This is a genomic window from Corynebacterium sp. DNF00584, from assembly GCF_001552965.1.
Classification (GTDB): Bacteria; Actinomycetota; Actinomycetes; order Mycobacteriales; family Mycobacteriaceae; genus Corynebacterium; species Corynebacterium phoceense.
Genome location: NZ_KQ959732.1, coordinates 101,785 through 125,067 on the forward strand (window position 1 = coordinate 101,785; position 23,283 = coordinate 125,067).

Sequence of the window (23,283 nt, forward strand, 5' to 3'; positions counted from 1 at the left end):
CAATCTGGGTCCGGCACCACGTTAGGGCGCCGCGACCGACTCCAGGTACGAACGTACTTGACCTGTGTCCACGTGGGTAGACGTGCGCAGCGCGCGACCGAAAGCTCGGCGGCGCTCCGCTAGCTCATATGCGTCCACATCCGGCGTGAGCCACGCTCCCCGTCCGGGAAGGCGGCGGTGCGGATCGGCCACGACGCGAGTTGGATCTGCGGGGTCGAGGACCACGCGGAGCAGCTCGGTATCGGGGCGGCGGTCGCGAGTGGCAATGCACGTACGCACACGGGGTGACGTCATAGCGAGGTCAACTCCTTCGTGCTCGTGCACGCTCCGATTCAGGGCGTGCGGGATTACCACCGGTGTCCACCGGCGCATGAGGGCCGTTCCTTAGTCTACGCGACATGACGCAGAATTTGAACTTAGGGTAAACGCGCCGCCACGCAAGCGTGGTGACGCGACACCAAAATTACGCGGCGCGACACCACAATTTACTCTGCAGACTCCGCGTCCGAGTGGATGTCGATCTTCCAGCCGGTAAGACGCGCGGCGAGACGAGCGTTCTGGCCCTCCTTGCCGATGGCGAGCGAAAGCTGGTAATCCGGCACGGTGACGCGGGCGATCTGCGCCTCCGGATCGAGGACGTCGACGCGCACGACCTTAGACGGTGCAAGCGCATTGCCCACGTAGACGGCCGGGTCCTCGTTGAAGTCAATAATGTCGATCTTCTCGCCGTGGAGCTCACGCATGATGTTGTTGACGCGCGCCCCCTTGGGGCCAATGCAGGCGCCCTTGGCATTAAGGCCCTTGGCCTTGCCCTGCACGGCGATCTTCGTGCGGTGGCCAGCCTCGCGGGCAATGGAGATGACCTCCACGGAGCCGTCGCCAACCTCCGGGATCTCCAGCTCGAAGAGGCCGCGGACGAGCTCCGGGTGGGTGCGCGAGAGACTCACCTGCACGGCAGCGCCGTTCTTATGCACGTCGACGACATACGCCTTGACGCGGTCACCGTGCTTCAAGGTCTCGCCCGGGATCTGCTCGGCGGGCAGGAGGATACCGTCCTGGGCGTCGGCTTCGGTGCCGAGCTGGACCACGACGATACCGCGCTCGTTGGCGCGCGCGTCGCGCTGCACGATGCCGGAGACCACGCGACCGGTGAGCGGCGTGTAGGAATCAAAGGTGCGGTCGGCCTCAGCCTCACGCATGCGGCGCAGGATGGCGTCGCGCACGGCGTGGGCGCCCACGCGGCCGAAGTTGGCTGGGGTGTCGTCATATTCGGTGACGACCTCGCCGGTCTCCGGGTCGGTCTCGGTGACGATGACGGCCACGGCGCCGGTGTCTCCGTCGATGTCCACGCGGGCCTTGACGTTCTCGTCCGGCTCCGTCGCGCGGTATTCGCGGTAGGAGAAGAGCAAAGCGGATGCGATGGTCTGCAGCAGATCACCCACGGGGATGCCCTGCTGCGTCTGGATGGTGCGCAATGCCGCGATGTCGATATTCACTTATTAGTCCTCTCGGTCAGCCTGCTCGGCTGCTTGTTCAAACGATTGCTCAGTCACTCGAAGCTCGTCTTCGGGTGCGCGTGCGAATTCAATTTCTACCACCGCACCGGCCAGATTTTCCAATCGTGCGACGCTCACGCGCAGCTCTTTCTTCGCGCGCGCGACGAGGATCACCGAGGACTCGTCAGGAGACAGCGCTCCCAGTCGGCCCACGGTCTTCCCCTCCAGCGAAATAACACGGCCACGGTTGCGACGGAAATGGCGCGGCGCGGTGAGCGGCAGATCCACGCCCGGCGTGGAAACCTCCAGCGTGTAGCCTGCGCCGAAATTGAGATCGCCGCGCGCCTCTAGGTCGTCGAAAAACGTGGAGATCTCATCGGAGACCTCCCCCAGCAGATCCGAGCTCGGGCGTTCGTCGCCATCGACGCGGATAACCACCTGGGACTTCTTGCCAGCCGGAGTTGCCTTGACGTGCTCAAGGTCAAGCCCGCGCGCGGCCAACAGCGGGGTAAGCCGCTCGGTCAAAATCTGTGGAGTGGGAAAAGCCATGCGTTCTACCCTAGCCGCTTCCCACGTCTCGCAGGCGCGCTAAGGTTGACTGCGTGTTACGCCGAATGCTCATTGCCGCCGTCTTGCCCGCCGCCCTGCTCACCGCCGGGTGCGCGCCTGTCATCGACTACTTCGGCCCGCGGCCGGACCCGACCCTTATCGAACTCGCCGCGCAAGCGCAGTCCCAGGGCAACGCAGAGCATGCCGATGCCCTCTGGGCCGAGGTCGCCCGCACCTGCGGGTTCGCCGAGGACGGCACCTCCCCTGGCTCCTGCCAGGTCGACCGCGACGCCGCCGTGGCGGAGTACTCCACGAAGCACGCCGAGCCCATCGATCCGCTCACCGCCGCCGTCCCCGTCGAATCCCGCGCGCTCATCGTCTCCCACGCTATTGACGATGCCGCCAGCGCCGCGCCGCAGCTCGCCGAGCCGGACCTTATGCTTACCCCAGCCGAAATCGACCAGGCAAAGGATCTCCTCGCGTGGGAATACGAGACCATCTGGGGACTGGACACGGCGAAGGCATTTGCGGCGGGCGATCAGGAGGGGCGCATCGGCAGCCTCATCGCTGACCACGAGCAGATCGCCGCATGGCTGCGGGGCCTGCTGGCAGACGCCAAGGCCGAGGCCCCGGCGCAGGCCGCGGCCTACACTGCGACGGACCTGCCGCTGCCCACAGACACGGCGAGCTCCGCAGACTACGTCACGCAGTTAAACGCACGCACGCAGGAACGCTGGACGCAGGCGGCGACAATCGCGGGCCGGGACGAAGCCACAGCTGCCGCGACCACCGAGGCGACGGATGCGACCGCGTGGCTGCGCTGGCTCGTGGGGACCGCCGCCTGGGCGCGCACCGTCTAGCGGGTAGAGTGGGCGGTTATGACCGCTTCACGCCAGAAGTCCGCACGCTGGCTCGCTCTCCTCTTACTCATCCTCGGTATCGGGGCGATGTCGCTGGGAGGTGTGGAGCAGCCCAACGCGGGTACTCATTCCCTGCCGAGCGACGCGGAGTCCACCCGCGTCGCCAACATCCAGGCCGAGGTTCAGGAGGCCTCGGGCGCCGGCGGATCTCAGGCGGCCATCGTCTTCTTCAGCGGTGACGTGCGCACACACATGGACGAGTTGCAGAAACTCGCCGGTGACTTGGGCCCCGTCATTCCGAATGAGGCCGGCGACGGTGCCATCGTGCCCTACAACGTGGAGTCCACGAGCTCCTCGCAGAACGCCACCGAGGTCGAAGACCTACGCGCGCGCCTCACCGACGGCGCACCGGAGGGCGTGACCGTCCAGGTCACCGGCCCGGCCGCGATCCGCGCTGACCTCGCCAGCGTCTTCGAAGGCGCCAACTTCCTGCTCCTTGGCGTCACCGCGGCCATCGTGGCGCTCCTGCTCATCGCGACGTATCGCTCCCCCATCCTGTGGATCCTGCCGCTGCTCGTCATCGGCATCGCTGACCGAGTCGCCGCAACCATCTATACCTACGTCCTCGACGCCACCGGCCTCGCCTGGAACGAGTCGACCTCCGGCATCCTCTCCGTCCTCGTCTTCGGCGCGGGCACGAACTACGCGTTACTGCTTATCTCGCGCTACCGCGATGAGCTCACGCGCCACGAGGACCGCTTCGCCGCCATGGCCGCCGCCTGGCTGCCCACGCTCAAGGCTGTCACCGCCTCGGCGACGACCGTGATCCTCGGCGTGCTCTGTCTGCTGCTCTCCTCCGTCCCCAACACTCGTGGCCTGGGCCTCGCGTCCGCCACGGGCATCATCATCGCGTGGCTCTTCGCCCTGTTCGTCCTGCCCGGCGTGCTCGTGACCTTCGGTCGCTGGATCTTCTGGCCCCGCCGCCCCGAAGTCGGCACCGAGCCGAACCACAAGCTCTGGGACCGCGTGGGCGGCCTTGTGGGCGCACGCCCCAAGCTCGTCACGGCCGTCTCCCTTCTCCTGCTCGCCGTGTGCGCTTCCGGCTACGCCCACATTTCCACGGGGCTGACCCAATCCGACCAGTTCCTCGACACCCCGGAATCCATCTCCGCCGGCACCGAGCTCGAAGAGACATTCCCCGAGCAATCCGCCACTCCGACCATTATCGCCACCCGCGACGCGGACGCGGTGAAGGAGGCCCTCCCCGACGCTCGTGAGACCGGCGCCGCCAACGGCTGGACGCTCTTCCAGTCTTCCGCCCATTTCTCTGAACTACGCGGGCAGCTGCCGGGCGAGACCTACGTGGGCGGCTCCGACGCCCAGCTCGCGGACGAAGAATCCGCCGCAGCCGACGATCGCCGCACCATCTTCCCGCTCGTCCTCGCTCTTGCATGTGGCGCGCTCATCCTCATGCTGCGCTCCCTGCTCGCGCCGCTCATCATGGTCGCCTCCGTCTTACTCACCAATGTCGCCGCCCTGGGCCTGGGCTGGTGGGTAAGCTACTACATCTTCGGCTTCGACCGCTTCGCCTCCACGACGCCGCTTTTCGCGTTCGTCTTCCTCGTCGCCCTCGGCATCGACTACACGATCTTCCTCATCACCCGTGCCCGCGAGGACGCCCGCAGTGTTGGCACCCGCCGCGGCGTGCTCACCGCGCTCTCGGCCACCGGCGGCGTCATCACCTCAGCAGGCATCCTGCTGGCCGCCGTCTTCGCCGCACTCGGCGTCCTTCCCCTCGTCGTCCTCGCGCAGCTGGGCATCACGGTCTTCATCGGTGTCCTCCTCGACACTCTTATCGTGCGTACCGTCCTCGTGCCCGCCCTCGTCCAGCTCCTCGGCGAGAAATTCTGGTGGCCTGCCCACCCGGCCGGAAAATCCGACTCGGAAACGGTTTCCCTTAAATCTGCCGGATCCCCCGCTGCGCAGCGCTCCTGAAAATTGCCTGTCCTTCCGCTCAGCGGAAGGACAGGCAATTATGCGTTGAATTTCATTGCACACAATCGCATGGACTCCTACGTTGGGTCGGCATGGACGCGGCAGGCCCTCCTCCCGCTGCTTTCAAGAATCTGACCTCAACCATGCAAAGGAGCACTAACTCCATGCGTTCTATGACGAAGACTCTCGCAACCTTCGGTGCCGCCACAGCGCTTACCACAGCGCTTACCGCCGTCGGCGCCCCCGCCGCTCACGCCGCCTCCACCGCGGCCTGGGACCAGGTCGCCGCGTGCGAGTCCGGCGGCAACTGGAATATCAACACGGGCAATGGCTACTACGGCGGCGTCCAGTTCAGCTACGACACGTGGGCCGGCTACGGCGGTCAGCAGTACGCGCCCACCGCAGACCAGGCCACCAAGGCCCAGCAGATCGACATCGCCGAGCGCGTCCTCGCTGGCCAGGGCGCTGGCGCCTGGCCCAACTGCGGCGGCCCGCTGACCTACTAGCCGCTAGCGCGTGAGCCGATAGGCCGCACGCATCATGAGCAGCTGCGCCGGAAGGCGCAGCACGTGATAGGCCTTCTTCCCCCACCCCGCGCCGGTCTTCAAATCGCGCGCGGCGTGATAGAAGTTCGCCGGCCACACGGCCGCGAGCAACCCGAGCGCTGACCACCCGCCCACAGGGCGGGTTTTCTTATTGATTACTGCGGCACCCGTCCCCAACTCCCACACGCCCGAGGCGTAGTTGTACAACCGCGCCGTGCCCGGCAACTGCGGCGGCACGATGGACTCAAACTCCTCCTTCTTTACGAAGTGGAGGGTGCCCATGGTGAGCATGACCGAACCGAACGTCAACGCGCGGGCTTCATTCCAATCGATGTTCATACCTCGAGCCTAGCCCCACCAACCGTGGTGACGCACGCACAAGGAAACCACCAAAGGTAAACCACACATCTCCCAGACCCGCTCGGTTTACTTCCTCTGGTTTCCTTTTACATAGTCGTTACACAGTCGAACAAAAAAAGGGAGCCTCACAAGATCCCTTCTGTCCCTCCACAATCACGAACGCCCCACCGACACACGTCGATGGGGCGCCTCGCCTCAGAAGTTAACCCTTAACCACGCACGAGCGAGGTGAGCTTCTCCACGATCGCCGCAGCCGGGACCTCGAGGGTCTCGCCTCCGCGGATACGCAGCTCAATGATGCCATCCTTAAAGGAGCGGCCCAGGATCGCGATGAACGGCATGCCCAGCAGCTCGGCGTCCTTGAATTTCACACCCGGGGAGACCTTCGGGCGGTCGTCGAAGAGGACCTCGATACCGGAAGCATCCAGGTCAGCCACGAGCTTGTCGCCCGCCTCGAGAGCCGCCTGATCCTTGTTCGCAACGACCACGTGCACCTGGTACGGCGCGACGTCAATGGGCCAGTTGAGGCCCTTCTCGTCCGAGCGCTGCTCGGCGAGAACAGCCATCATGCGGGAGACGCCGATGCCGTAGGAACCCATGGTCGGGACGGCGCGCTTGCCGTTCTCGTCGAGGATCTGGACGTCAAAGGCCTTCGTGTACTTGCGGCCCAGCTGGAAGATGTGGCCCAGCTCGATGCCGCGCTCCAGCGTCAGCGTGCCCTGCCCCTCCGGAGCCGGGTCGCCTTCCTTGATCTCCGCTGCCTCGATGAACTCGTCGACAGTGAAGTCACGGCCAGCCACGCACCCCACCACGTGGCGGTTCTTCGCATCCGCGCCCGTGATCCAGGAGGAGCCGTTGACCACGCGCGGGTCAGCGTAAACCTTGACGCCATTGGCATTAAGGGCACGCGGCCCCACGTAGCCCTTGACCAGGAACGGGTATTTCTTAAAGTCGGCATCCGACGCCAGCTCAAACTCGACCGGCTCCAGCGACGCCTCGAGACGCTTCTCGTCCAGCGCGCGATCGCCCGGGATGAGAACCGCAGCGAGCTCCCATTCCTTCTCTTCTTCCGATGCCGCCGGCGCGGCAGTCTTGATGACCATGCACTTGAGCGTGTCTGCGCCCGTCACGGCGCGACCGTCGATCTCGATGCCCTCGCCATTCGCCCAGTCCACGAGGGTGTCGATGGTCTCTGCATCCGGGGTCGTGTACTCGGTCGCCTCCGGCTGGCCCTCGATGGGGGTCTCCGCCGGAACCGGGGTGACAACGGCCTCGACGTTCGCCGCGTAGTCGCCATCAGTCGCGCGCACGAAGGTATCCTCGCCCGCAGGCGACACGGCCAGGAACTCCTCCGACGCAGAGCCGCCCATGGCACCCGAGGTCGCCTTGCAGATGGCGTAATCGATCTTCAAGCGGTTAAAGATGTTTTGGTACGCCTTTCGGTGACGCATGTAGGACTCGTCCAAGCCCTCATCCGTCATGTCGAAAGAATAGGAATCCTTCATCACGAACTCGCGGCCACGCAGAATGCCCGCACGCGGACGCTCCTCGTCGCGGTACTTGGTCTGAATCTGGTACAGGGTGACCGGGAAGTCCTTGTACGAGGAGTACATGTCCTTGACGGCAGAGGCGAACATTTCCTCGTGCGTCGGGCCCAGCAACATGTCTGCGCCCTTGCGGTCCTGGAGACGGAAGAGGTTATCCCCGTACTCGGTCCAGCGGTCCGTGAGCTCGTAGGGCTCGCGCGGCAGCAGCGCCGGGAAGAGCATTTCCTGGCCGCCGATGGCATTCATCTCCTGGCGGACAACATCCTCAATCTTGCGCAGCGTGCGCAGACCCAGCGGCAGCCAGGTGTACACACCAGGCGCGGCACGGCGCACGTACCCCGCGCGGACCAAGAGCTTGTGGCTGGTGACTTCGGCGTCGGCCGGATCCTCGCGCAGAGTGCGCAGGAAGAGCGTAGAAAGGCGTGTAATCATGGTTCCCAACTTTACCCCGCTGGGCCGGGCGCTACGCTAGTGGCATGCTCATCGTCCTCCCACCTTCTGAAACCAAGGCGCCCGGAGGCACCGGCGCCCCGCTTGACCTGGACTCTTTGTCCTTCCCGGAACTTAACCCGGCGCGCCGCGAAATCGCGGAAGTCTTAAGCTCCCTGGACCCCGACGAGGCGCTCAGCATCCTCAAGATTTCGCAGAAGCTGCGTGGGGAGGCTGTCGCCAACACGGAGCTCTTTACCTCCCCCACCATGCCCGCCCTTGAGCGCTACACCGGCGTCCTCTACGACGCTTTGGACGCTCCCTCGCTTTCCGATGCCGCCCGCTCCCGCCTCGCCGTCGGCTCCGCCCTCTTCGGACTCGTCCGCGCAGGCGATCTCATTCCCCACTACCGGCTATCCGGCGGCACGAAACTCGAGGGCCGCACCATGAAGTCGCGCTGGGGCTCGTTCATCACGGACGCGCTCACACGGGTCCAGGACGAGGAACTCGTGGTCGACCTGCGCTCCGGCACGTACCAGCAGCTCGGCCGGCTCCAAGGCGCTGTGACCGCCCGCGTCGAGTCCGTGCAGGAGGACGGCTCCCGCAAGGTAGTCTCCCACTTCAATAAGCACTACAAGGGCCAGCTCGCCCGCGTGCTCGCGACTGCACCCTCGGAGGCCTACTCCATCGACGACGTCGCCGCCCTTGCCCAGGCCGCAGGACTCACCACCGAAACCCGTCGAAACGAGCTCGTCCTCGTCATCTAACGCACACCGCCATGTACCCCATTGCGCTGCGCTTTCACCATCCAGTGAATAAAATTAATGGTATGACACGGCGTAAGAAATCTCTGGTGTGGCTCAGTTCGATCCTCGCGGTGCTCGTAGTCATCGCGCTTCTCGCGGGGTACTTCTCCGCGCGGATCATCTTGCACTTTCTCTTCGCCCCGCAGCACGCCATTGACGTCTACACTTCCCCTGCGCTGGAGGCCGCCCACACCCGCATCACTACCGAAGACGGGCTCGGTCTCGACGCCTGGGAGCTCGCACCGGACACCGACCCGAAGGGCGGCGTTGTCATCCTTTCCGGCCTCCAAGGCCCAAGTGTGACGCACCTCCACGAGTTCGGCGAGTTTCTCCAGGACCAGGGCTACACCGCGCTGCTGCTGGAAATGCGCGGCATCGCCGGCTCCGAGGGCGACCACGAGGAGGGCGGCCTCGGCGAAATCCGGGATCTCAAGGCGGGGCTCACCTACCTCCGCTCCGAGCACCCGGATCTTCCGCTGGGTGTGTGGGGCACGTCCATGGGCGGCTTCGTCACCCTCGCGAGCCTCGACTATCTCGACGCGGACACCATGCCCGCCGCCGTGGTCGCCACGAGTTCGTATACCAATTTTCCTTCCATTTTCGCTGATACCGCGATTGCCTACGGCCTCCCCGAGAGCCAGCGCACCGCCGTGGAAGAAGGAATCACCGAAGAACTCGGCGACCGCTACGGCGAGTACACCACCGCCAGCGCCCTGCACGCCGTCCAGCACACGGACACCAAGATCATGCTCGCCTACGCCGAAGGCGACGTCCAAGTCCCCTCGCGCCACTCCAAGGAACTCATCGCCGCCGCCCGCGCCGCGGGCAAGGACCCTGAAGTCTTCGCCGTCGAAGGCAAGGAACACTTCATCGTCCCCGCCAACGAAGAAGGTCTCACCGAGTACGTCGGCGACACCTCCTACGGCCGCGCCGTCGCTGACTTCTTTGCACGCAACCTGCGCCGATAACGCACCTTCCTTAAACCTAAACTCATCCCGCGCACCAACGAGGGCCGCACAGCGCAACGAAGATATGCCGAGCTACAGCAGCGGGTTGTACCGCAGACTGTTGCGCCGCGGCTCGCATTCCGTTGCAATGCGAATAGACCGCGCCACGCGTCCCTCATCGCGCGCCTTATAGAGCGGATCCACAATCCGGTCCCGCAGATTCCACGGGGAAATCGTATTGATGTAAATCTTCGTGCCGCCCTCAAAGCCCGCGAGCGTGGACACGCGCAACTTGATCATCACGCGCCACGGCGCCGGCGTCGCGGTGGACGGCGGACGGTGGTGCCACTCCTCGTTACACGCGACGTGCGGCCCCACAGCCACGTGCGCGGCATGGATGAGGTCGCTCATCGCGTCGCGTTCCTCGCTCGACTGCAGCCACGGCTCACACGTCGCGGACTTGGAGTAGATCTCCAGCGTCGGATAGCGGTGGCCAAAACCGGCAAAGAGCACGGCGTGGTCGTTCTCAGCGATGATGAGGTTGTGCTGCATCGCGTAGTCCACGGCCCACTCGTTGTACATGTTGGGATGCGCACGCAGAATCTCGAGCTCATGGCCTGCCGCCATGCCGCGGTCATCGATGGCCACGAGCTGCTTGTGCAGGTGGTCAAAGGACGCGCCCGCCGGCGCCAACCAGTTCTGGAACGCAACGACATACGACGCATACCGATTGTGCTCATACAGGTCGCGCATACTATCGGCCGTAAACTGCACGAACAACCGGTGTTCTTCCGGCGTAAGCGTGCCCGAAGACGCCAGCCGGTCATCCGTCGTCGCACCCGGCACATAGTGATTGCGTCCCACGATGACGTCGTGTCCGCCGCCAAAGAAACAGTGCGACTGCGCCAGCAACGCCTCGTCGTCCGCGTCCGGCTGTCCGGAGGCCGCGCGCTTCGTCCGCACCGTGCGAAGAACATGCTCGCGCCCCGCCGGATCTGCGAGATAGGCATCCATGCGCGCCTGTGTCGCCGCGTCGAGCTGGTAGCCGTAGTTCTGCTCCCAGTAGTCGAAGGAGACAATCTCAAAAAGGTTCGGCACGCGCCGGAACAGCGGCTCCGTCGCATCGAGCGCCCCCGCCGACACACCGCGCAGAATCTCCCCAGTAGCCAGAATGCGGGATTTCTCCGGCGGCGTCTCCAGCCGGCGCTCCGCACAAAACGCACACGTTGCCACGTGTGCCTGCGCGTCAATATCGTGTACGGCAGACGCAGGCGTCGAGAAAGGCCGGTTTCCACGGCCCGGCACGGTCCATACCTCGGTGCCGGAGAAGGGATTGAGTTGTTTGACGGTGCCGTCCGCCATGCGCAGAATGGGCTCGGGGCGGCTGTAGAGGGACTGGGTCATACCGTTTAGACTATCGCGCCTCTACACTGGTGTCCCATGCAGCACGAGTATTTTGAGGTCGACGTTTTCGCCACTGCACCTTTCAGCGGTAACCCCCTGGGCGTCATCACGGGCGCAGATTCGCTCACCACCGCGCAGATGCAGAAAATCGCCAACTGGACGAATTTTTCAGAGACCACCTTCCTGCTCGAGCCCCACCACCCAGAGGCTGACTACCGCGTGCGCATTTTCACTCCCACAGAGGAGTTCGACTTCGCCGGCCACCCCACGCTAGGCACCGCCCGCGTCTTCAGCGAACTCACCGGCACACGCCGCGCCCTTGTCCAGGAATGCGGCGTGGGCTTGGTCCACCTGCGCGAGGAGGGCGGCGTCTATTCCTTCGCCACCCCACCTCTGCGCCGCGAAGGCGCTCTGAGCCCCGAAGAGCTCGAGGAGACGTGCCGCTTCCTTAACATCACTCCCGCCGACGTCGTCGATTCCGGCTGGGTCGACAACGGCCCCGGCTGGCGGCTCATCCAGCTTGCCGATGCAGCCTCCGTCCGCGCCCTGCAGCCGTCCCCCATCCCCGGGGTCAAGGTCGGCGTCGTGGGCCTCGAAGCCTCCGGAAGCGAGACCGCCTATGAGGTTCGCGCATTCACGTCCGCATTCGAAGACCCCGTCACCGGCTCGTTCAACGGCGGCGCCGCGCAGTTCCTCCGCGGCCGCGGCCTCGTGCCCAATACCTATGTCGCGGCGCAAGGCTCGCAGCTCGGTCGCGCCGGCCGCGTCCACATCCATGACGACGGCACCGATATCTGGGTCGGCGGCGCAGTCGCCATCCGCGTGCGCGGCACGCTGGAATCCTAAGGAGCACCATGCACCCCTCCATCGAGCACAGCTACGCCAGAGCACTTCCGGACCTCGTCGCGGCCGCGCGCGGCGAAAGCCATCCCGACGCCCGTCTCGTGCTGCTCAACGAGGAACTCGCCACCGAGCTCGGCTTCGACGCGGAGTGGCTGCGTTCGCCCGAGGGCATCGAGTTTCTCCTCGGCCACGGCGAAGAGTCCTACGCCATGGCGTACGCGGGCTACCAATTCGGCCAGTTCAATCCCCGCATGGGCGATGGCCGCGCACTGCTTCTCGGCGAGGTCGTCGACGGCGACGGCGCCCGTTGGGATCTCCACACCAAAGGCACCGGTCGCACGCCGTTTTCTCGTCCGGGCTCGGACGGCCGCGGCACGCTGCGTTCCATGCTGCGCGAATACCTCGTCTCCTCGGCGCTTCACGCACTTGGCGTGCCTACCACCCGACCGCTGGCGGTACTCTCCACCGGTCGCAAGATTCAACGCCAGATGGTCGAGCCCGCCGGCGTCATCGTGCGCGTCGCCGCCAGCCATATCCGTGTGGGCACGGTCCACTACGCGCAGATGGTCGGTGAAGACACGCTGCGCGCCCTCGCCAACGTTGCTATCGAGCGCCACTATCCCGACCTTGCCGCAGGCGACTACACGGGGCTCTACGAATCAGTCATGGCATCCCAAATCCGTACCGTCGCCGCGTGGCAGCGCCTCGGCTTCCTCCACGGCGTCATGAACACGGATAACACGACGCTTACCGGCGAGACCATCGACTTCGGCCCTTGCGCCTTCGTCGAAACCTTCGATCACGACACGGTGTACTCCTCCATCGACACGCAGGGCCGCTACCGCTTCGGCCACCAGCCCGGCATCCTCGGATGGAACCTCGCGCGCCTCGCCGAGTCCATGCTGCCGCTCTTCGACGCCGATCCCAACGAGGCCGTCTCCTTCGCGCAGGAGACCATCAACGGTTTCTACAACGCCTTCGAGACCGAACACCACGCTCAACTCGCCCAGGCGCTCGGTCTCAAACCGGAGACCTCCCGCGAGCTCACCACGGATCTTCTCGCAGCGCTGCCTGACCACGAACTCACGCGGACTCTCGCCGCGCTCCGCTACGGCGGCGATGTCCCGGCCGGAGCCTTGGCAGAATGGCAGCAGCGCTACGCCGCGGCAGCCCCCGCCGCGCCCTCGGAGACCGGACCACGCGTCCCGGTTGTTATTCCCCGCAACCTCGCCGTCGAAGCCGCGCTGCGCGACGCGCCTACCGACATGAGCCAGTTTCTCCGATTGCTCGATGCCGTCACGCACCCGTTCACGCCGAACGACGAATTCGAGGCGCCCAGCGCCCCCGCACAGCTGGAGATGTACCGCACCTACTGCGGAACCTAAACGGGCTCCAGCAGAAGACGCACGTATCGTCCCCGAACCTCCGGCGACGTCTACACGACGATACCCCGCATCTCATAAGATTTTCTTCCTCTATTACCGCGAATCGGCGAGAACAACTACGCGAATCGGCGAAGGAATAGTCGCAAAACGGCGAAGACTATCACTTTGAATCGCATTTTGCACTAAAATACGAGCTCATGAGCGGTTACGTCATCCAACGCAATATCATGCCCCGGGCGAAGGAAATCCTCGCTTTTAGCCCCGTGACTGTTATCTCGGGCGGACGTCAGACGGGCAAGAGCACCCTCGCCCAAGAGCTCGTACGAGATACCGATGCAGTCGTCGCCAATCTCGACGTTGAGGCGTACCGCGAGGCCGCAGATGCTGATCCTGACGGATTCATTCGCCAGTTCAGCGACCGGCCCCTCGTCATCGACGAGATCCAACGCGTTCCGAAGCTCTTTCTCGCCATCAAGGCGGCCGTCGACGCTGACCGTCGGCCGGGACGCTTCGTCGTGACTGGGTCGTCCAACTTCTTTAGCCTGTCCGGGACCGAGGAAAGCCTCGCAGGACGAGCCATCACCATCCCCATGCGCGGACTCAGCCAAGGCGAGCTACGCGGTATCACTGACGATTTTGCAGCATGGGCATGGAAGCTGCCGGAGAATCCGTCGCCACAGCTCGACCTCCCGGAACTCAGCCGTCGTGACTATCTCACTACCGTCGTGCAGAGCAGCTTCCCGGAGATCCACAATGCACCCGCCGCCCTGGCTGAGGCCTGGCTCGACGCCTATGTCGAGAGGGTGACCAACCTTGATGCACGCCTGGTCCGCCGAGTTCAGCACCCCGACCGTTTGGGGCGATTGTTGCGACTGCTCGCCGCGGAACCAGCCATGGAGTTTGTCGCAGCCAAAGCCGGTCGCAGTCTCGACGTTCCGGCACGCAGCATCCCCGCGTACTTAGACACGCTTCGCGATGTCTATCTCATCGACGAACTGGATCCCTGGGGACGCAACCTCTCGTCACGCGTGGCGGGGCGAAAGAAGGTGATGTTTAACGACACCGCGATCGCGAGCATCCTGACCGGCACGGACGTGGAAAGCCTTGAATACGACATCGCGGGGCAGCTCACCGGCGGCCTCGTTGAGAATTTCGTTGCCACCGAATTAGCGAAACAACGCGCCTGGTCTTCGGTGAAATTCAATATCATGCACTACCGACATCGCGATGGCGAAGAGGTCGACCTCATCCTGGAAAACCGCCGCCACCAGATCGTCGCCATCGAAGTGAAGACGACCACCACCGTTCGTGCCCAGCATGTACGCAACCTTCGTTCGGTGAGGGACAAGGTAGGTGACGCATTTATCGCAGGAATTGTGCTCTACACGGGCACAAAAATACTGCCGTTCGGCGACAATATCTGGGCCGTGCCGATCAATGCTCTCTGGGAAACCGGAGAGGCCCACTCCCCGACCGAGGGTTAAAGCTCGGCCGCGGTTTAGAGTCCCTCGCGCGCGTTGGACTCGGCAGTCATCTCCGCGAGCACGCCCTCGATGTTGAGATTGACTACCGGATGAGTGGCCGGGTCTTCGGCTGCCAAGTCGCCTTGGATGCGGCGGACGTAGTCCACGTCCTTATCGCCGCGATCGGAGAGAGTGACCAAGATGTTCATCTCCTCGCCGGTCTCCTCGCACTGCTGGGCGAGCTTGAGAGCATACGCCAGCGCGTGCGAGGACTCGAGCGCTGGGATGATGCCCTCGTAGCGTGAGAGCATGCGGAAGGCATCGAGGGCCTCCGCGTCCGTGACGGCCGAGTACGCCGCGCGGCCGGTGTCCTTGAGGTAGGAGTGTTCCGGGCCGATACCCGGGTAGTCCAGGCACGCAGACACCGAATGCGGATGCAGGATCTCGCCGTCCTTGAGCAACGCATACGAGCAAGATCCGTGCAGGATGCCCACCACACCCTTGTTGAGCGGCGCGCCGTGCTTGTCCGTGTCAAGGCCCTCGCCTGCCGGCTCGACACCGATGAGGCGGACATTGTCGTTGCCTGCATACTGCTCGCCGTCCTCCATGCCGAGCAGGTACTCGGCGAAGGTGCCAATGGCGTTGGAGCCGCCTCCGGCGCAGGCCACGACGGCATCGGGAAGCGCACCGGTGCGCTCAAGCATCTGCGGACGCGACTCGCGGGACCAGGCGGGGTGAAGAAAAATGACCAACGGCCCCCTCGCCGAAGCGAAAAGGGCCGTGTATCCAGCGCGAGGATTTACTGCTCGAGCTTGAGGGTCTTCTGGGTGTACTCCCACATCTCGTCGTAAAGCTTGACGTTCTTGGCGAGCGTCTCACCGTAGGACGGGATCATCTCCTGCAGCTTCGGGCCCCACTGGATCATGTGCTCACCGAAGCAACGCTCGATGAGTTCGACCATGACGGCCGGGGCGATGGAAGCTCCCGGGGAAGCGCCGAGCAGGCCGGCGATGTTGCCCTCCGGGTTGTTGATGAGCGTCGTACCGAACTCGAGGGAACCGAAGCGCGGTGCAGCGGCCGGCTTGATGACCTGGACGCGCTGGCCAGCGATGACGGTCTCCCAGTCAGCCGGGTCTGCGGACGGGACGTACTCCTTAAGGGTCTCAACGCGCTGCTCGAAGTCCTTGAGGACCTCGGAGACGAGGTACTTGGTAAGGCCAAACTCCTGGGCGGCAACGCCGAGGTAGGACGGGATGTTGTCCGGACGGATGGACTTGAACAGGTCGAGGTAGGAGCCCTTCTTCAGGAACTTCGGCGACCAACCACCGTACGGACCGAACAGCAGGCCCTTCTCGCCGTCGATGACGCGGGTGTCGAGGTGCGGCACGGACATCGGCGGAGCGCCCACAGCAGCCTTGCCGTAGACCTTGGCCTGGTGCTGGGAGATGAGCTCCGAGTTCTTGGCGCGCAGCCACAGACCAGAGACCGGGAAGCCAGCGTAGCCAGCAACTTCCTTGACGCCTGCCTTGCGCAGCAGGTCGAGGGCGTAGCCGCCTGCGCCGACGAAGACGAACTTCGCACGGATGACGGAGTAATCACCGGTGTGCACGTTCTTGGCGTACACCTTCCAGTTCGCACCATCGCGCTTGATGTCGATGACCTCGGAACCGTAGCGGATTTCGGTGCCGGATGCCTTGGCAGCAGTAAAGAACTGCTTCGCCAGGGCACCGAAGTTCACGTCGGTACCGGCATCGGTCCAGGAGATGGCGACCTTCTTAGAGTTGAAGTCGCGGCCCTTTGACATGAGCGGCAGCTTCTCCTGGAAGACTGCGTCATCGTCGGAGAACTCCAGGCCCGGGAACATGTGGTTGTCCTTGAGCAGCTCGTAGCGGCGCTTCAGGTAATCGACCTGAATGGAGCCCTGAGCGAAGGACACGTGCGGAACCTGGTTGATGAAGGCCTTGGGATCCGTGAGGATGCCGTTGTTGAGCTGGTGTGCCCAGAACTGGCGGGAAACCTGGAACTTCTCGTTGACGCCGAAGGCCTTGGTCGCGTCAATGCGGCCGTTCTTCTCCGGGGTGTAGTTGAGCTCGCAGAGCGCGGAGTGGCCGGTACCGGCGTTGTTCCACGGAGAGGAGGACTCCAGAGCCGGACCGTCGAGGCGCTCGAACACCATCTGCGTCCAGCTCGGCTCTAGCTCACGGAGCATGGCGCCGAGGGTAGCGGACATGATGCCGCCGCCGACGAGGGCTACATCAACTTCTTCAGTGACCTGTGCGGTCTTCTTTGCGGAGGACACGGTGTTAAACCTCTTTGACTTTCGCTTGATCGTGCACGTCTTATAAAGCTGTGCGCTCATACCGCGCCGCGTGCAGGACCTAAGCTCTCCGATCAACCTGCGGTGTACGCATGTAAAGGCAGTCTCCTCGCGACTACCCAAGCCCACCAAAGACCTCAGTCACATCCGCGGCGCAAGCACTCAACGCATTACTTATCAACCTTACGCCTTTACCCACTCGCACAAATATCAGCCCAGCAGAACGCACGTACTGCCCATTTTGCGCACCATTCCCTACCCCCGTTCGTGCTCTCCAGCTCACGGCGTACCCTCAAGCGGCCCCACTCGGCTATGGATAAGCTGGTCCACATGAGCACTGAACTTCATTGGACCGAGGATATGCTGGGCCCCGACTTCACCCAGGCAACGCTTCCGCTGGGGCCGGACCCTGACGGCCAAGGCGATGTCTCCGCCACCCTCGTCGCCTACAAGCGTGACACCCCCGATTTCTCGCAGCGCCCTGCCCTCCTTTGGGTCCACGGCATGACGGACTATTTCTTTGATGCTCATGTCGCGCAGCATTATCAGGAGCTGGGCTACGCTTTCTATGCCGTCGACCTCCGCAAGTGTGGCCGCTCGCGCCGCGAGGGCCACACCTGGCACTACATTTCGGATCTCACGCTCTATTACCAGGATCTTGATGCCGCTCTCGCGGCCATCCCTAACTCCCGCGTCGTCCCCATGGGTCACTCCACGGGTGGGCTCATTTGCGCGCTGTGGCTCGACGCCGAACACCCTGAGCAGGTTCCTGGTCTTATCCTCAACGGTCCCTGGCTCGACATGATGAGCGTGCCCCGCCCGGTGGTCAAGGCGCTCTCCCCTGTCATCGACCGCGCTGGCAAACGCTTTCCGATGCTCGCCTTCCCCGGCGGTAACCTCACAGCCTTCGGCGATTCCATGCATGCCAGCAAGTATGGCGAGTGGGACTACGACCTCACCCTCAAGCCGCTGGGCGGTCACCGCAAGTACGTAGGCTGGCTGCGCGCCATCTTCGGTGGCTTTGCAAAGCTGCACCGCGGCGTCGACGTAGGCGTTCCCTACCTCACTATCTGCTCGACTCGCTCCATCCTGGGCAAGCCCTACTCGGAGGAAATCAACTACGTCGACTGCGTCGTCGACGTCACCCAAACCATGCACTGGGCACCCACCCTCGGCAAGGAGTGCACGCTGCGTCCCATCCATGGCGCACGCCACGAGGCTTTCGCCTCCCGCCCCGAAATCCGTCCCGAAGTCTTCCGCACGGTCGATGATTGGCTCGCCACCCATCTCCCGGCCGAGCCGACGCCCAGTCACTAGCCATCCATCGCCGACGTCCGCATCCGGCACAACCCAATCAGAAATAAAGATGTAGTCTGGGCTGTTTCCGCGAATATGCACGCCACGTAACAGCAGCGACAGTCTCCATTGCCGTTCAGCGGTCACATAGTTACTTCCGCGAATCCGGCCAGCAGGCTTAGGTAAAATACACAACTTATTCCTATATATATTAAAGGAGAATACATTGAACACCTCGAATACCAGCTCTCCCGCAACTCCGTCGGCACATTACGACCTCATCATCATCGGTACGGGCTCGGGAAATTCCATCCCCACCCCGGAGTACGACGATGTCTCCATCGCCATTATCGAGGAAGGCACGTTCGGCGGTACCTGCCTCAACGTCGGCTGCATCCCCACCAAGATGTATGTCTATGCCGCAGACGTCGCCCTTGCTGCACGCGAGGCAGGTCGTCTCGGACTCGATGCTCAGGTCAATAGCGTGGACTGGGACTCCATCGTTGACCGCGTCTTTACCAACCGCATCGACCGCATCGCGCAGGGCGGCGAAGCCTACCGCCGCGGCGACGAGACCCCGAACATCACGGTCTATGACCAGCACGCCCGTTTCGTCGGCCCGAAGACCATCGAGGTCGGCGGCGAAGTCATCACCGGCGACCAGATCGTCATCGCCGCGGGCTCTCGCCCCACCATTCCGCCGGTCTACCGCAACTCTGGCGTGAAGTTCTACACCAACGAAGATGTCATGCGCATGCCCACACAGCCAAAGAGCCTCATCATCGTCGGCGGCGGCTACATCGCGATGGAGTTTGCCCACGTCTTCGACGGCCTGGGCACCAAGGTCACCATCGTCAACCGCTCAGAAAAGCTCTTGCGCTTCCTCGATGAAGACCTTGTCACCCGTTTCAACACCATCGCCCGGGAGCGCTTCGATATCCGCATCGGCAACGGCACTCTCCTCGAACAAACCGAGAACGGCGTCAAGCTCACCCTCGACAACGGCGAGACCGTTGAGGCCGACGCCATCCTCGTCGCCACCGGTCGCACCCCCAACGGCGATCTCATGGACGTGGACACCGCCGGCATTGAAATGCACGAGGACGGTCGCATCAAGGTCGACGAGTACGGACGCACTACCGCCGAGGGCGTGTGGGCCCTGGGCGACGTCTCGTCGCCTTATATGCTCAAGCACGTCGCTAACGCTGAGACCCGTGCCATCTCGCACAACCTCCTGCACCACGACGACCTTCGCCCGATGCCGCACGAGCACGTCCCGTCTGCAATCTTCACTCACCCGCAAATCGCCACCGTAGGCATGACCGAGGCTCAGGCTCGCGAGGCTGGCTACGACGTCACCGTCAAGGTCCAGAACTACGGCGACGTTGCCTACGGCTGGGCAATGGAGGACCACACCGGAATTGTGAAGCTCATCGCAGAACGCACCACCGGCAAACTCCTTGGCGCGCACTACTTCGGCCCTCAGGCATCCACGCTCATCCAGCAAATGATTACTGTGATGACATATGACCTCGATCTTCGCGACTTCGCGCGTAACCAGTACTGGATCCATCCGGCCCTTGCCGAGGTGACCGAGAACGCGATTTTAAGCCTCGAATTTGCCTAATTAGCGTTACGTGACATAAATCACCCCCACCCCCTCTTGCCTAGTCACATGAGTAACATTCGTTACCTAACCTTGGGATTTAGAGAACGTCGCTGCCATGAACTTGACAGGATTATGGGGTGGATTTTTGCTTAACAGGCACTTAAACGCGCCGCCCGACGTGCATATTCAGAATCGAACAGCTAGAGTTCCCCAATGACACCGGCTCAAGCCGTAACACCGGCGACCGCGTGTTTCTGGAATTCCCCTGGGAATCCAATAACACTTAGGTTTCCACCTGGAAGCCTTGCAAGTACGACATTTAAGGACATTTGATATGCGTATCCGCAATGCAGCCATCGCCGGCGCAACCGCTCTCGCAGTCGCTTTCGGCGGCACCACCGTTGCTTCCGCTGAGGACACCGCCGCTCCGAAGCAGGAGCAGTCCTCCACCGCTAACGGCTCCTCCACCTCGGACAACAAGGGTGAGTCCACCCCGGACGAGAAGGATGCCGCAAAGGGCGCTTCCCTCTCCTCCAAGATCAACACCGGCCTGAAGCTCGAGGGCGACAAGGAAGCTGACGGCCAGAAGATCTTCGGCTCCTCCAAGGACCTGTCTGAGCAGCCGAAGTGGGCCAAGGTCCTGTACGGCACCACCATCGCCACCGCTATTGCCACCCTCATCGGCATGGTTGTCGGCCCGCTGGCTAACTTCGTTCAGTTCGGTCCCTTCTCCCGCTAAACGCAGCTCACCGGCTCACACCACTTTCGAAAGGTAAAACACACAATGCGTAACTTCCGCACCGCAGCCGTTGCTGCTGCCACCGCCGTCACCGTCGCTTTCGGCGGCACCGCTATCGCTTCCGCTGAGACGGGCGAGAAGCCGGCCAACAACGAGACCATCACCGAGAACCAGGACGTCACCAAGGACGCTACCGCCTCCGAGATTTTTGATGCTCTCTCCTCCAAGGACGAGAACTACCCGACTGGGTCCTCTAAGGTTGGCGCTGTCACCGACAACAAGGTAAAGGCCAAGGGTACTGACCTCTTCGGCAAAGAGGTTAATGACGAGGCTAACCCGCAGTGGTCCAAGATCTGGCGCGACGGCACCTACGCCCTCATCGGCACCACCATTGCTGGCGCCCTGATCGCTGCCTACAACTTCGCTGTGTACAACCACATCCTGCCGAACCACATCCTTGACCCGATCTTCAACCGCTAAGCCACTCGCTTAGACGAAGACGTCTGGATGAAGACCCGCACATTGTGCGGGTCTTCTTTTTGTTTTGATTCACCCAAATTTCATTCAGGCAGATAAATGGGGCTAACGCAGTAAATATTTATCTACCTGTAGGCGAATTGTTACCCCCATGCCCCTTTGCTGTGCGTAATGCTCTATACTTGCTAGCGCAACATCGACCGTCCGTTACATTTCCGTAATCGGACTCGAGATGCTCGAGAATCTCTTCGTGAGATTCACACATGGGTTTCCTTCCCCCGGAAGCCGCGCACAGACAACTCTTAAGGATTTTTGATATGCGTATTCGCAAGGCCGCCATCGCTGGCGCAACCGCCCTCGCCGTCACTTTCTCCGGCGCTTCCATCGCCACTGCGGCTGAGGCTCCTTCTGACCAGAACACCACCTCCTCCAACCAGACCGAGAACAAGGGTGGCTCCTCCAAGATCGGCGACGCTCTGGACGCCGACACGAACGCCGATGGCCGTAAAATCTTCGGCCAGGACGCCGACGTTTCGTCCCAGCCGGCTTGGGCACAGGCTCTGTACGGCATCGGAATCGCTTCCGCCGTCGTCACCGTCATCGGTGGCCTCGTCGGTCCGGCCCTGAACTTCATCAAGTTCGGCCCCATCAAGTTCTAGTAACGGCCTTACAGCCCCTACCAAAATCTTTTTGAAAGGTATTCACTTCAATGCGTAACTTCCGCACTGCCGCCGTTGCTCTTGCAACCGCCACCACCGTCGCTTTCGGCGGCGTTTCCGCTGCTACCGCTGCCGAGACCGAGAACACCGGCGCTCTGTCTGCTGCCGCTAAGGGCGCTTCCTCCGAGGGCGAGGGTTCGCTGTCCTCCAAGGCTGGCGATGCTACCGACAAAGACACCCCTGCCAACGGCCGCGACCTGCTCGGCTCTTCCGTCGACGACGATAAGAACCCGCAGTGGGCTCAGCTGTGGCGCGACACCACCTACGTCGGTGTTGCCGCTGCTGCTGTCTCCGTTGCCGTCGCAACCTACAACTTCGCTGTGTACAACGGCGTTATCCCTGACTACGTTGCTCAGGCAATGAACGGTCAGCTGAAGTTCTAATGTAGAACCTTCACGCCTTCAAGCGCTCCGCACTGCGGGGCGCTTTTTCATCTCTCAAATAGGACTGAGCTTAAGGCGTAGGGATGAACAGTAGGCACAGAGAAGCGCCCGTTCCACCGCACAGTGGTGGGACGGGCGCTTCTGTTCGCTCTGTGAGTCGCTATGAGGTTCGTTGAGCGACTGTTTCGATTAGTCTTCGTCGGGAAGAGTGAGGATTTCCGGCTCGCCCTCTTCCTGGATGACGAGGGTGTGCTCGAACTGAGCGGTGAACTTTCCGTCCTTGTTCTGGACGGTCCAGTCGTTATCCCAGATCTCGTAGTCGAGGCCTCCGAGGTTAATCATCGGCTCGATGGTGAGCGTCATGCCCGGCTCCAGTACGTTTCGGTAGGCCATGGAGTCGTAATGCAGGACAACGAGGCCGTTGTGGAACGTGGGCCCCACACCGTGGCCGGTGAAGTCGGTAACGACGTTGTAGCCGAAGCGGTGTGCGTAGGACTCGATAACGCGGCCGATGACGTTAATCTCGCGACCAGCCTTGGCGACCTTGATGCCGCGCATCATAGCTTCCTTGGTGCGTTCGACAAGCAGCCGGTGCTCTTCGGAGACGTTGCCAGCGAGGAAGGTGGCGTTGGTGTCGCCGTGGACGCCGTTCTTGTAGGCGGTGACGTCAATGTTGACGATGTCGCCGTCCTCGATGACGGTCGTGTCCGGAATGCCGTGGCACACGATCTCATTCAAGGAGACGCAGCAGGACTTCGGGAAGTTCATGTAGCCCAGGGTCGACGGGTAAGCACCATGGTCGCACATGTACTCGTGCGCAATGCGGTCGATCTCGTCGGTGGTCACGCCGGGGGCGACAGCCTTGCCCGCTTCTTTGAGGGCGTTGGCGGCAATCTTGGACGACTCGCGCATGGCCTCGATGACCTCAGGGGTCTGAACGAAAGGTTCGCCGATGTTTTCTTGGACCGAGTCCTTCCACACGTACTCGGGACGCTCGATAGAGTCAGGGACGGTGCGAACGGGGGTGGGCTTTCCTGGGGTAAGTTTTGCGCGATTGCTCATGCCGTCTATGGTAGTCCCCCACCCTGTCACCCCGGCGGTCGGGCTGGGCGGC

General features: G+C 63.0%; 22 protein-coding genes and 1 pseudogene. 14 read left to right on the forward strand and 9 right to left on the reverse strand.

What is annotated here, in order from left to right; all coding sequences use genetic code 11:
* Positions 1-21: 21 nt before the first annotated feature.
* From HMPREF0307_RS02770 to rimP, 3 genes are all read right to left on the reverse strand, one after another.
* Complete coding sequence (locus HMPREF0307_RS02770; RefSeq protein WP_066487188.1) at positions 22-294, reverse strand: YlxR family protein; 273 nt, start codon at positions 292-294, stop codon at positions 22-24.
* Between the two features lie 191 nt (positions 295-485).
* The gene (nusA, locus tag HMPREF0307_RS02775; protein ID WP_066486705.1) at positions 486-1,496 is read right to left on the reverse strand and encodes a transcription termination factor NusA; all 1,011 of its coding nucleotides are present in this window, start codon (positions 1,494-1,496) and stop codon (positions 486-488) included.
* Positions 1,497-1,499: 3 nt separating this feature from the next.
* The gene (gene rimP, locus HMPREF0307_RS02780) at positions 1,500-2,045 is read right to left on the reverse strand and encodes a ribosome maturation factor RimP (protein WP_066486707.1); all 546 of its coding nucleotides are present in this window, start codon (positions 2,043-2,045) and stop codon (positions 1,500-1,502) included.
* Positions 2,046-2,098: 53 nt separating this feature from the next.
* Here rimP and HMPREF0307_RS02785 point away from each other — a divergent pair, with 53 nt between their 5' ends.
* From HMPREF0307_RS02785 to HMPREF0307_RS02795, 3 genes are all read left to right on the forward strand, one after another.
* Positions 2,099-2,905 carry a DUF4439 domain-containing protein gene (locus tag HMPREF0307_RS02785; protein ID WP_141759208.1) on the forward strand — a complete coding sequence of 269 codons (807 nt, stop codon included), beginning with the start codon at positions 2,099-2,101 and terminating at the stop codon, positions 2,903-2,905.
* Between the two features lie 18 nt (positions 2,906-2,923).
* Positions 2,924-4,900 (forward strand): MMPL family transporter, encoded by a 1,977-nt coding sequence (locus tag HMPREF0307_RS02790; protein WP_066486719.1) that lies wholly within the window; start codon positions 2,924-2,926, stop codon positions 4,898-4,900.
* A 164-nt stretch (positions 4,901-5,064) separates the two neighbouring features.
* The gene (locus HMPREF0307_RS02795) at positions 5,065-5,406 is read left to right on the forward strand and encodes a transglycosylase family protein (protein WP_066486726.1); all 342 of its coding nucleotides are present in this window, start codon (positions 5,065-5,067) and stop codon (positions 5,404-5,406) included.
* A 3-nt stretch (positions 5,407-5,409) separates the two neighbouring features.
* On the opposite strand, the gene HMPREF0307_RS02800 is transcribed toward HMPREF0307_RS02795, so the two are convergent.
* Together HMPREF0307_RS02800 and HMPREF0307_RS02805 are read right to left on the reverse strand one after the other, a co-directional pair.
* On the reverse strand, positions 5,410-5,784 hold the full coding sequence (locus HMPREF0307_RS02800; RefSeq protein ID WP_066486731.1) for a DoxX family protein: 375 nt from the start codon (positions 5,782-5,784) through the stop codon (positions 5,410-5,412).
* Between the two features lie 230 nt (positions 5,785-6,014).
* Positions 6,015-7,784 carry a proline--tRNA ligase gene (locus HMPREF0307_RS02805; RefSeq protein ID WP_066486736.1) on the reverse strand — a complete coding sequence of 590 codons (1,770 nt, stop codon included), beginning with the start codon at positions 7,782-7,784 and terminating at the stop codon, positions 6,015-6,017.
* Positions 7,785-7,828: 44 nt separating this feature from the next.
* Between HMPREF0307_RS02805 and yaaA the strand changes: the two genes are divergently transcribed.
* Both yaaA and HMPREF0307_RS02815 read left to right on the forward strand, forming a co-directional pair.
* Positions 7,829-8,548, forward strand: a complete 720-nt coding sequence (yaaA, locus tag HMPREF0307_RS02810) for a peroxide stress protein YaaA (RefSeq protein ID WP_066486738.1) — start codon at positions 7,829-7,831, stop codon at positions 8,546-8,548.
* Between the two features lie 62 nt (positions 8,549-8,610).
* A complete protein-coding gene (locus HMPREF0307_RS02815; RefSeq protein WP_168164082.1) occupies positions 8,611-9,555 on the forward strand; it encodes an alpha/beta hydrolase family protein in 945 nt (314 codons plus the stop codon).
* A 72-nt stretch (positions 9,556-9,627) separates the two neighbouring features.
* Here HMPREF0307_RS02815 and HMPREF0307_RS02820 read toward each other — a convergent pair whose 3' ends face one another.
* Positions 9,628-10,938: a DUF4921 family protein gene (locus HMPREF0307_RS02820; protein ID WP_066486743.1), complete on the reverse strand. Its 1,311-nt coding sequence runs from the start codon at positions 10,936-10,938 to the stop codon at positions 9,628-9,630.
* Positions 10,939-10,974: 36 nt separating this feature from the next.
* On the opposite strand from HMPREF0307_RS02820, the gene HMPREF0307_RS02825 reads away from it, so the two are divergent.
* From HMPREF0307_RS02825 to HMPREF0307_RS02835, 3 genes are all read left to right on the forward strand, one after another.
* Positions 10,975-11,784 carry a PhzF family phenazine biosynthesis protein gene (locus tag HMPREF0307_RS02825; RefSeq protein WP_066486747.1) on the forward strand — a complete coding sequence of 270 codons (810 nt, stop codon included), beginning with the start codon at positions 10,975-10,977 and terminating at the stop codon, positions 11,782-11,784.
* A gap of 8 nt (positions 11,785-11,792) precedes the next feature.
* On the forward strand, positions 11,793-13,166 hold the full coding sequence (locus HMPREF0307_RS02830) for a protein adenylyltransferase SelO family protein (protein WP_066486755.1): 1,374 nt from the start codon (positions 11,793-11,795) through the stop codon (positions 13,164-13,166).
* Positions 13,167-13,363: 197 nt separating this feature from the next.
* On the forward strand, positions 13,364-14,650 hold the full coding sequence (locus tag HMPREF0307_RS02835) for an ATP-binding protein (RefSeq protein WP_066486760.1): 1,287 nt from the start codon (positions 13,364-13,366) through the stop codon (positions 14,648-14,650).
* A gap of 14 nt (positions 14,651-14,664) precedes the next feature.
* Here HMPREF0307_RS02835 and HMPREF0307_RS02840 read toward each other — a convergent pair.
* Both HMPREF0307_RS02840 and mqo read right to left on the reverse strand, forming a co-directional pair.
* Positions 14,665-15,405 (reverse strand): annotated as a pseudogene (locus HMPREF0307_RS02840) (pyridoxal-phosphate dependent enzyme); the annotation flags it as partial.
* A 23-nt stretch (positions 15,406-15,428) separates the two neighbouring features.
* Complete coding sequence (gene mqo, locus HMPREF0307_RS02845; protein ID WP_066486764.1) at positions 15,429-16,928, reverse strand: malate dehydrogenase (quinone); 1,500 nt, start codon at positions 16,926-16,928, stop codon at positions 15,429-15,431.
* 348 nt (positions 16,929-17,276) lie between these two features.
* Between mqo and HMPREF0307_RS02850 the strand changes: the two genes are divergently transcribed.
* The 6 genes from HMPREF0307_RS02850 to HMPREF0307_RS02875 all read left to right on the forward strand — a co-directional run bounded on the left by HMPREF0307_RS02850 (position 17,277) and on the right by HMPREF0307_RS02875 (position 22,169).
* Complete coding sequence (locus HMPREF0307_RS02850; RefSeq protein WP_066486767.1) at positions 17,277-18,263, forward strand: alpha/beta hydrolase; 987 nt, start codon at positions 17,277-17,279, stop codon at positions 18,261-18,263.
* Between the two features lie 205 nt (positions 18,264-18,468).
* Positions 18,469-19,869 carry a mycothione reductase gene (gene mtr, locus HMPREF0307_RS02855; protein ID WP_066486770.1) on the forward strand — a complete coding sequence of 467 codons (1,401 nt, stop codon included), beginning with the start codon at positions 18,469-18,471 and terminating at the stop codon, positions 19,867-19,869.
* A gap of 316 nt (positions 19,870-20,185) precedes the next feature.
* Positions 20,186-20,590, forward strand: coding sequence for a hypothetical protein (locus tag HMPREF0307_RS02860; RefSeq protein WP_066486773.1), 405 nt, complete (start codon positions 20,186-20,188; stop codon positions 20,588-20,590).
* Positions 20,591-20,635: 45 nt separating this feature from the next.
* Positions 20,636-21,070: a hypothetical protein gene (locus tag HMPREF0307_RS02865; protein WP_066486776.1), complete on the forward strand. Its 435-nt coding sequence runs from the start codon at positions 20,636-20,638 to the stop codon at positions 21,068-21,070.
* A 314-nt stretch (positions 21,071-21,384) separates the two neighbouring features.
* Entirely contained in the window at positions 21,385-21,726 is a 342-nt protein-coding gene (locus HMPREF0307_RS02870; RefSeq protein ID WP_066486779.1) for a hypothetical protein, read from the forward strand.
* A 50-nt stretch (positions 21,727-21,776) separates the two neighbouring features.
* Positions 21,777-22,169, forward strand: a complete 393-nt coding sequence (locus HMPREF0307_RS02875; protein ID WP_070539922.1) for a hypothetical protein — start codon at positions 21,777-21,779, stop codon at positions 22,167-22,169.
* A gap of 189 nt (positions 22,170-22,358) precedes the next feature.
* Here the strand turns inward: HMPREF0307_RS02875 and map are convergent, their stop codons facing one another.
* Positions 22,359-23,231: a type I methionyl aminopeptidase gene (map, locus tag HMPREF0307_RS02880; RefSeq protein WP_066486782.1), complete on the reverse strand. Its 873-nt coding sequence runs from the start codon at positions 23,229-23,231 to the stop codon at positions 22,359-22,361.
* Between the last annotated feature and the right edge of the window lie 52 nt (positions 23,232-23,283).

Coding starts and splice junctions, on each gene's coding strand:
- HMPREF0307_RS02770 (WP_066487188.1), bottom strand. CDS start 294: ATGACGTCACCCCGTGTGCGTACGTGCATTGCCACTCGCGACCGCCGC.
- rimP (WP_066486707.1), bottom strand. CDS start 2,045: ATGGCTTTTCCCACTCCACAGATTTTGACCGAGCGGCTTACCCCGCTG.
- HMPREF0307_RS02790 (WP_066486719.1), top strand. CDS start 2,924: ATGACCGCTTCACGCCAGAAGTCCGCACGCTGGCTCGCTCTCCTCTTA.
- HMPREF0307_RS02795 (WP_066486726.1), top strand. CDS start 5,065: ATGCGTTCTATGACGAAGACTCTCGCAACCTTCGGTGCCGCCACAGCG.
- HMPREF0307_RS02800 (WP_066486731.1), bottom strand. CDS start 5,784: ATGAACATCGATTGGAATGAAGCCCGCGCGTTGACGTTCGGTTCGGTC.
- HMPREF0307_RS02805 (WP_066486736.1), bottom strand. CDS start 7,784: ATGATTACACGCCTTTCTACGCTCTTCCTGCGCACTCTGCGCGAGGAT.
- yaaA (WP_066486738.1), top strand. CDS start 7,829: ATGCTCATCGTCCTCCCACCTTCTGAAACCAAGGCGCCCGGAGGCACC.
- HMPREF0307_RS02815 (WP_168164082.1), top strand. CDS start 8,611: ATGACACGGCGTAAGAAATCTCTGGTGTGGCTCAGTTCGATCCTCGCG.
- HMPREF0307_RS02820 (WP_066486743.1), bottom strand. CDS start 10,938: ATGACCCAGTCCCTCTACAGCCGCCCCGAGCCCATTCTGCGCATGGCG.
- HMPREF0307_RS02825 (WP_066486747.1), top strand. CDS start 10,975: ATGCAGCACGAGTATTTTGAGGTCGACGTTTTCGCCACTGCACCTTTC.
- HMPREF0307_RS02830 (WP_066486755.1), top strand. CDS start 11,793: ATGCACCCCTCCATCGAGCACAGCTACGCCAGAGCACTTCCGGACCTC.
- HMPREF0307_RS02835 (WP_066486760.1), top strand. CDS start 13,364: ATGAGCGGTTACGTCATCCAACGCAATATCATGCCCCGGGCGAAGGAA.
- HMPREF0307_RS02850 (WP_066486767.1), top strand. CDS start 17,277: ATGAGCACTGAACTTCATTGGACCGAGGATATGCTGGGCCCCGACTTC.
- HMPREF0307_RS02860 (WP_066486773.1), top strand. CDS start 20,186: ATGCGTATCCGCAATGCAGCCATCGCCGGCGCAACCGCTCTCGCAGTC.
- HMPREF0307_RS02865 (WP_066486776.1), top strand. CDS start 20,636: ATGCGTAACTTCCGCACCGCAGCCGTTGCTGCTGCCACCGCCGTCACC.
- HMPREF0307_RS02870 (WP_066486779.1), top strand. CDS start 21,385: ATGCGTATTCGCAAGGCCGCCATCGCTGGCGCAACCGCCCTCGCCGTC.
- HMPREF0307_RS02875 (WP_070539922.1), top strand. CDS start 21,777: ATGCGTAACTTCCGCACTGCCGCCGTTGCTCTTGCAACCGCCACCACC.
- map (WP_066486782.1), bottom strand. CDS start 23,231: ATGAGCAATCGCGCAAAACTTACCCCAGGAAAGCCCACCCCCGTTCGC.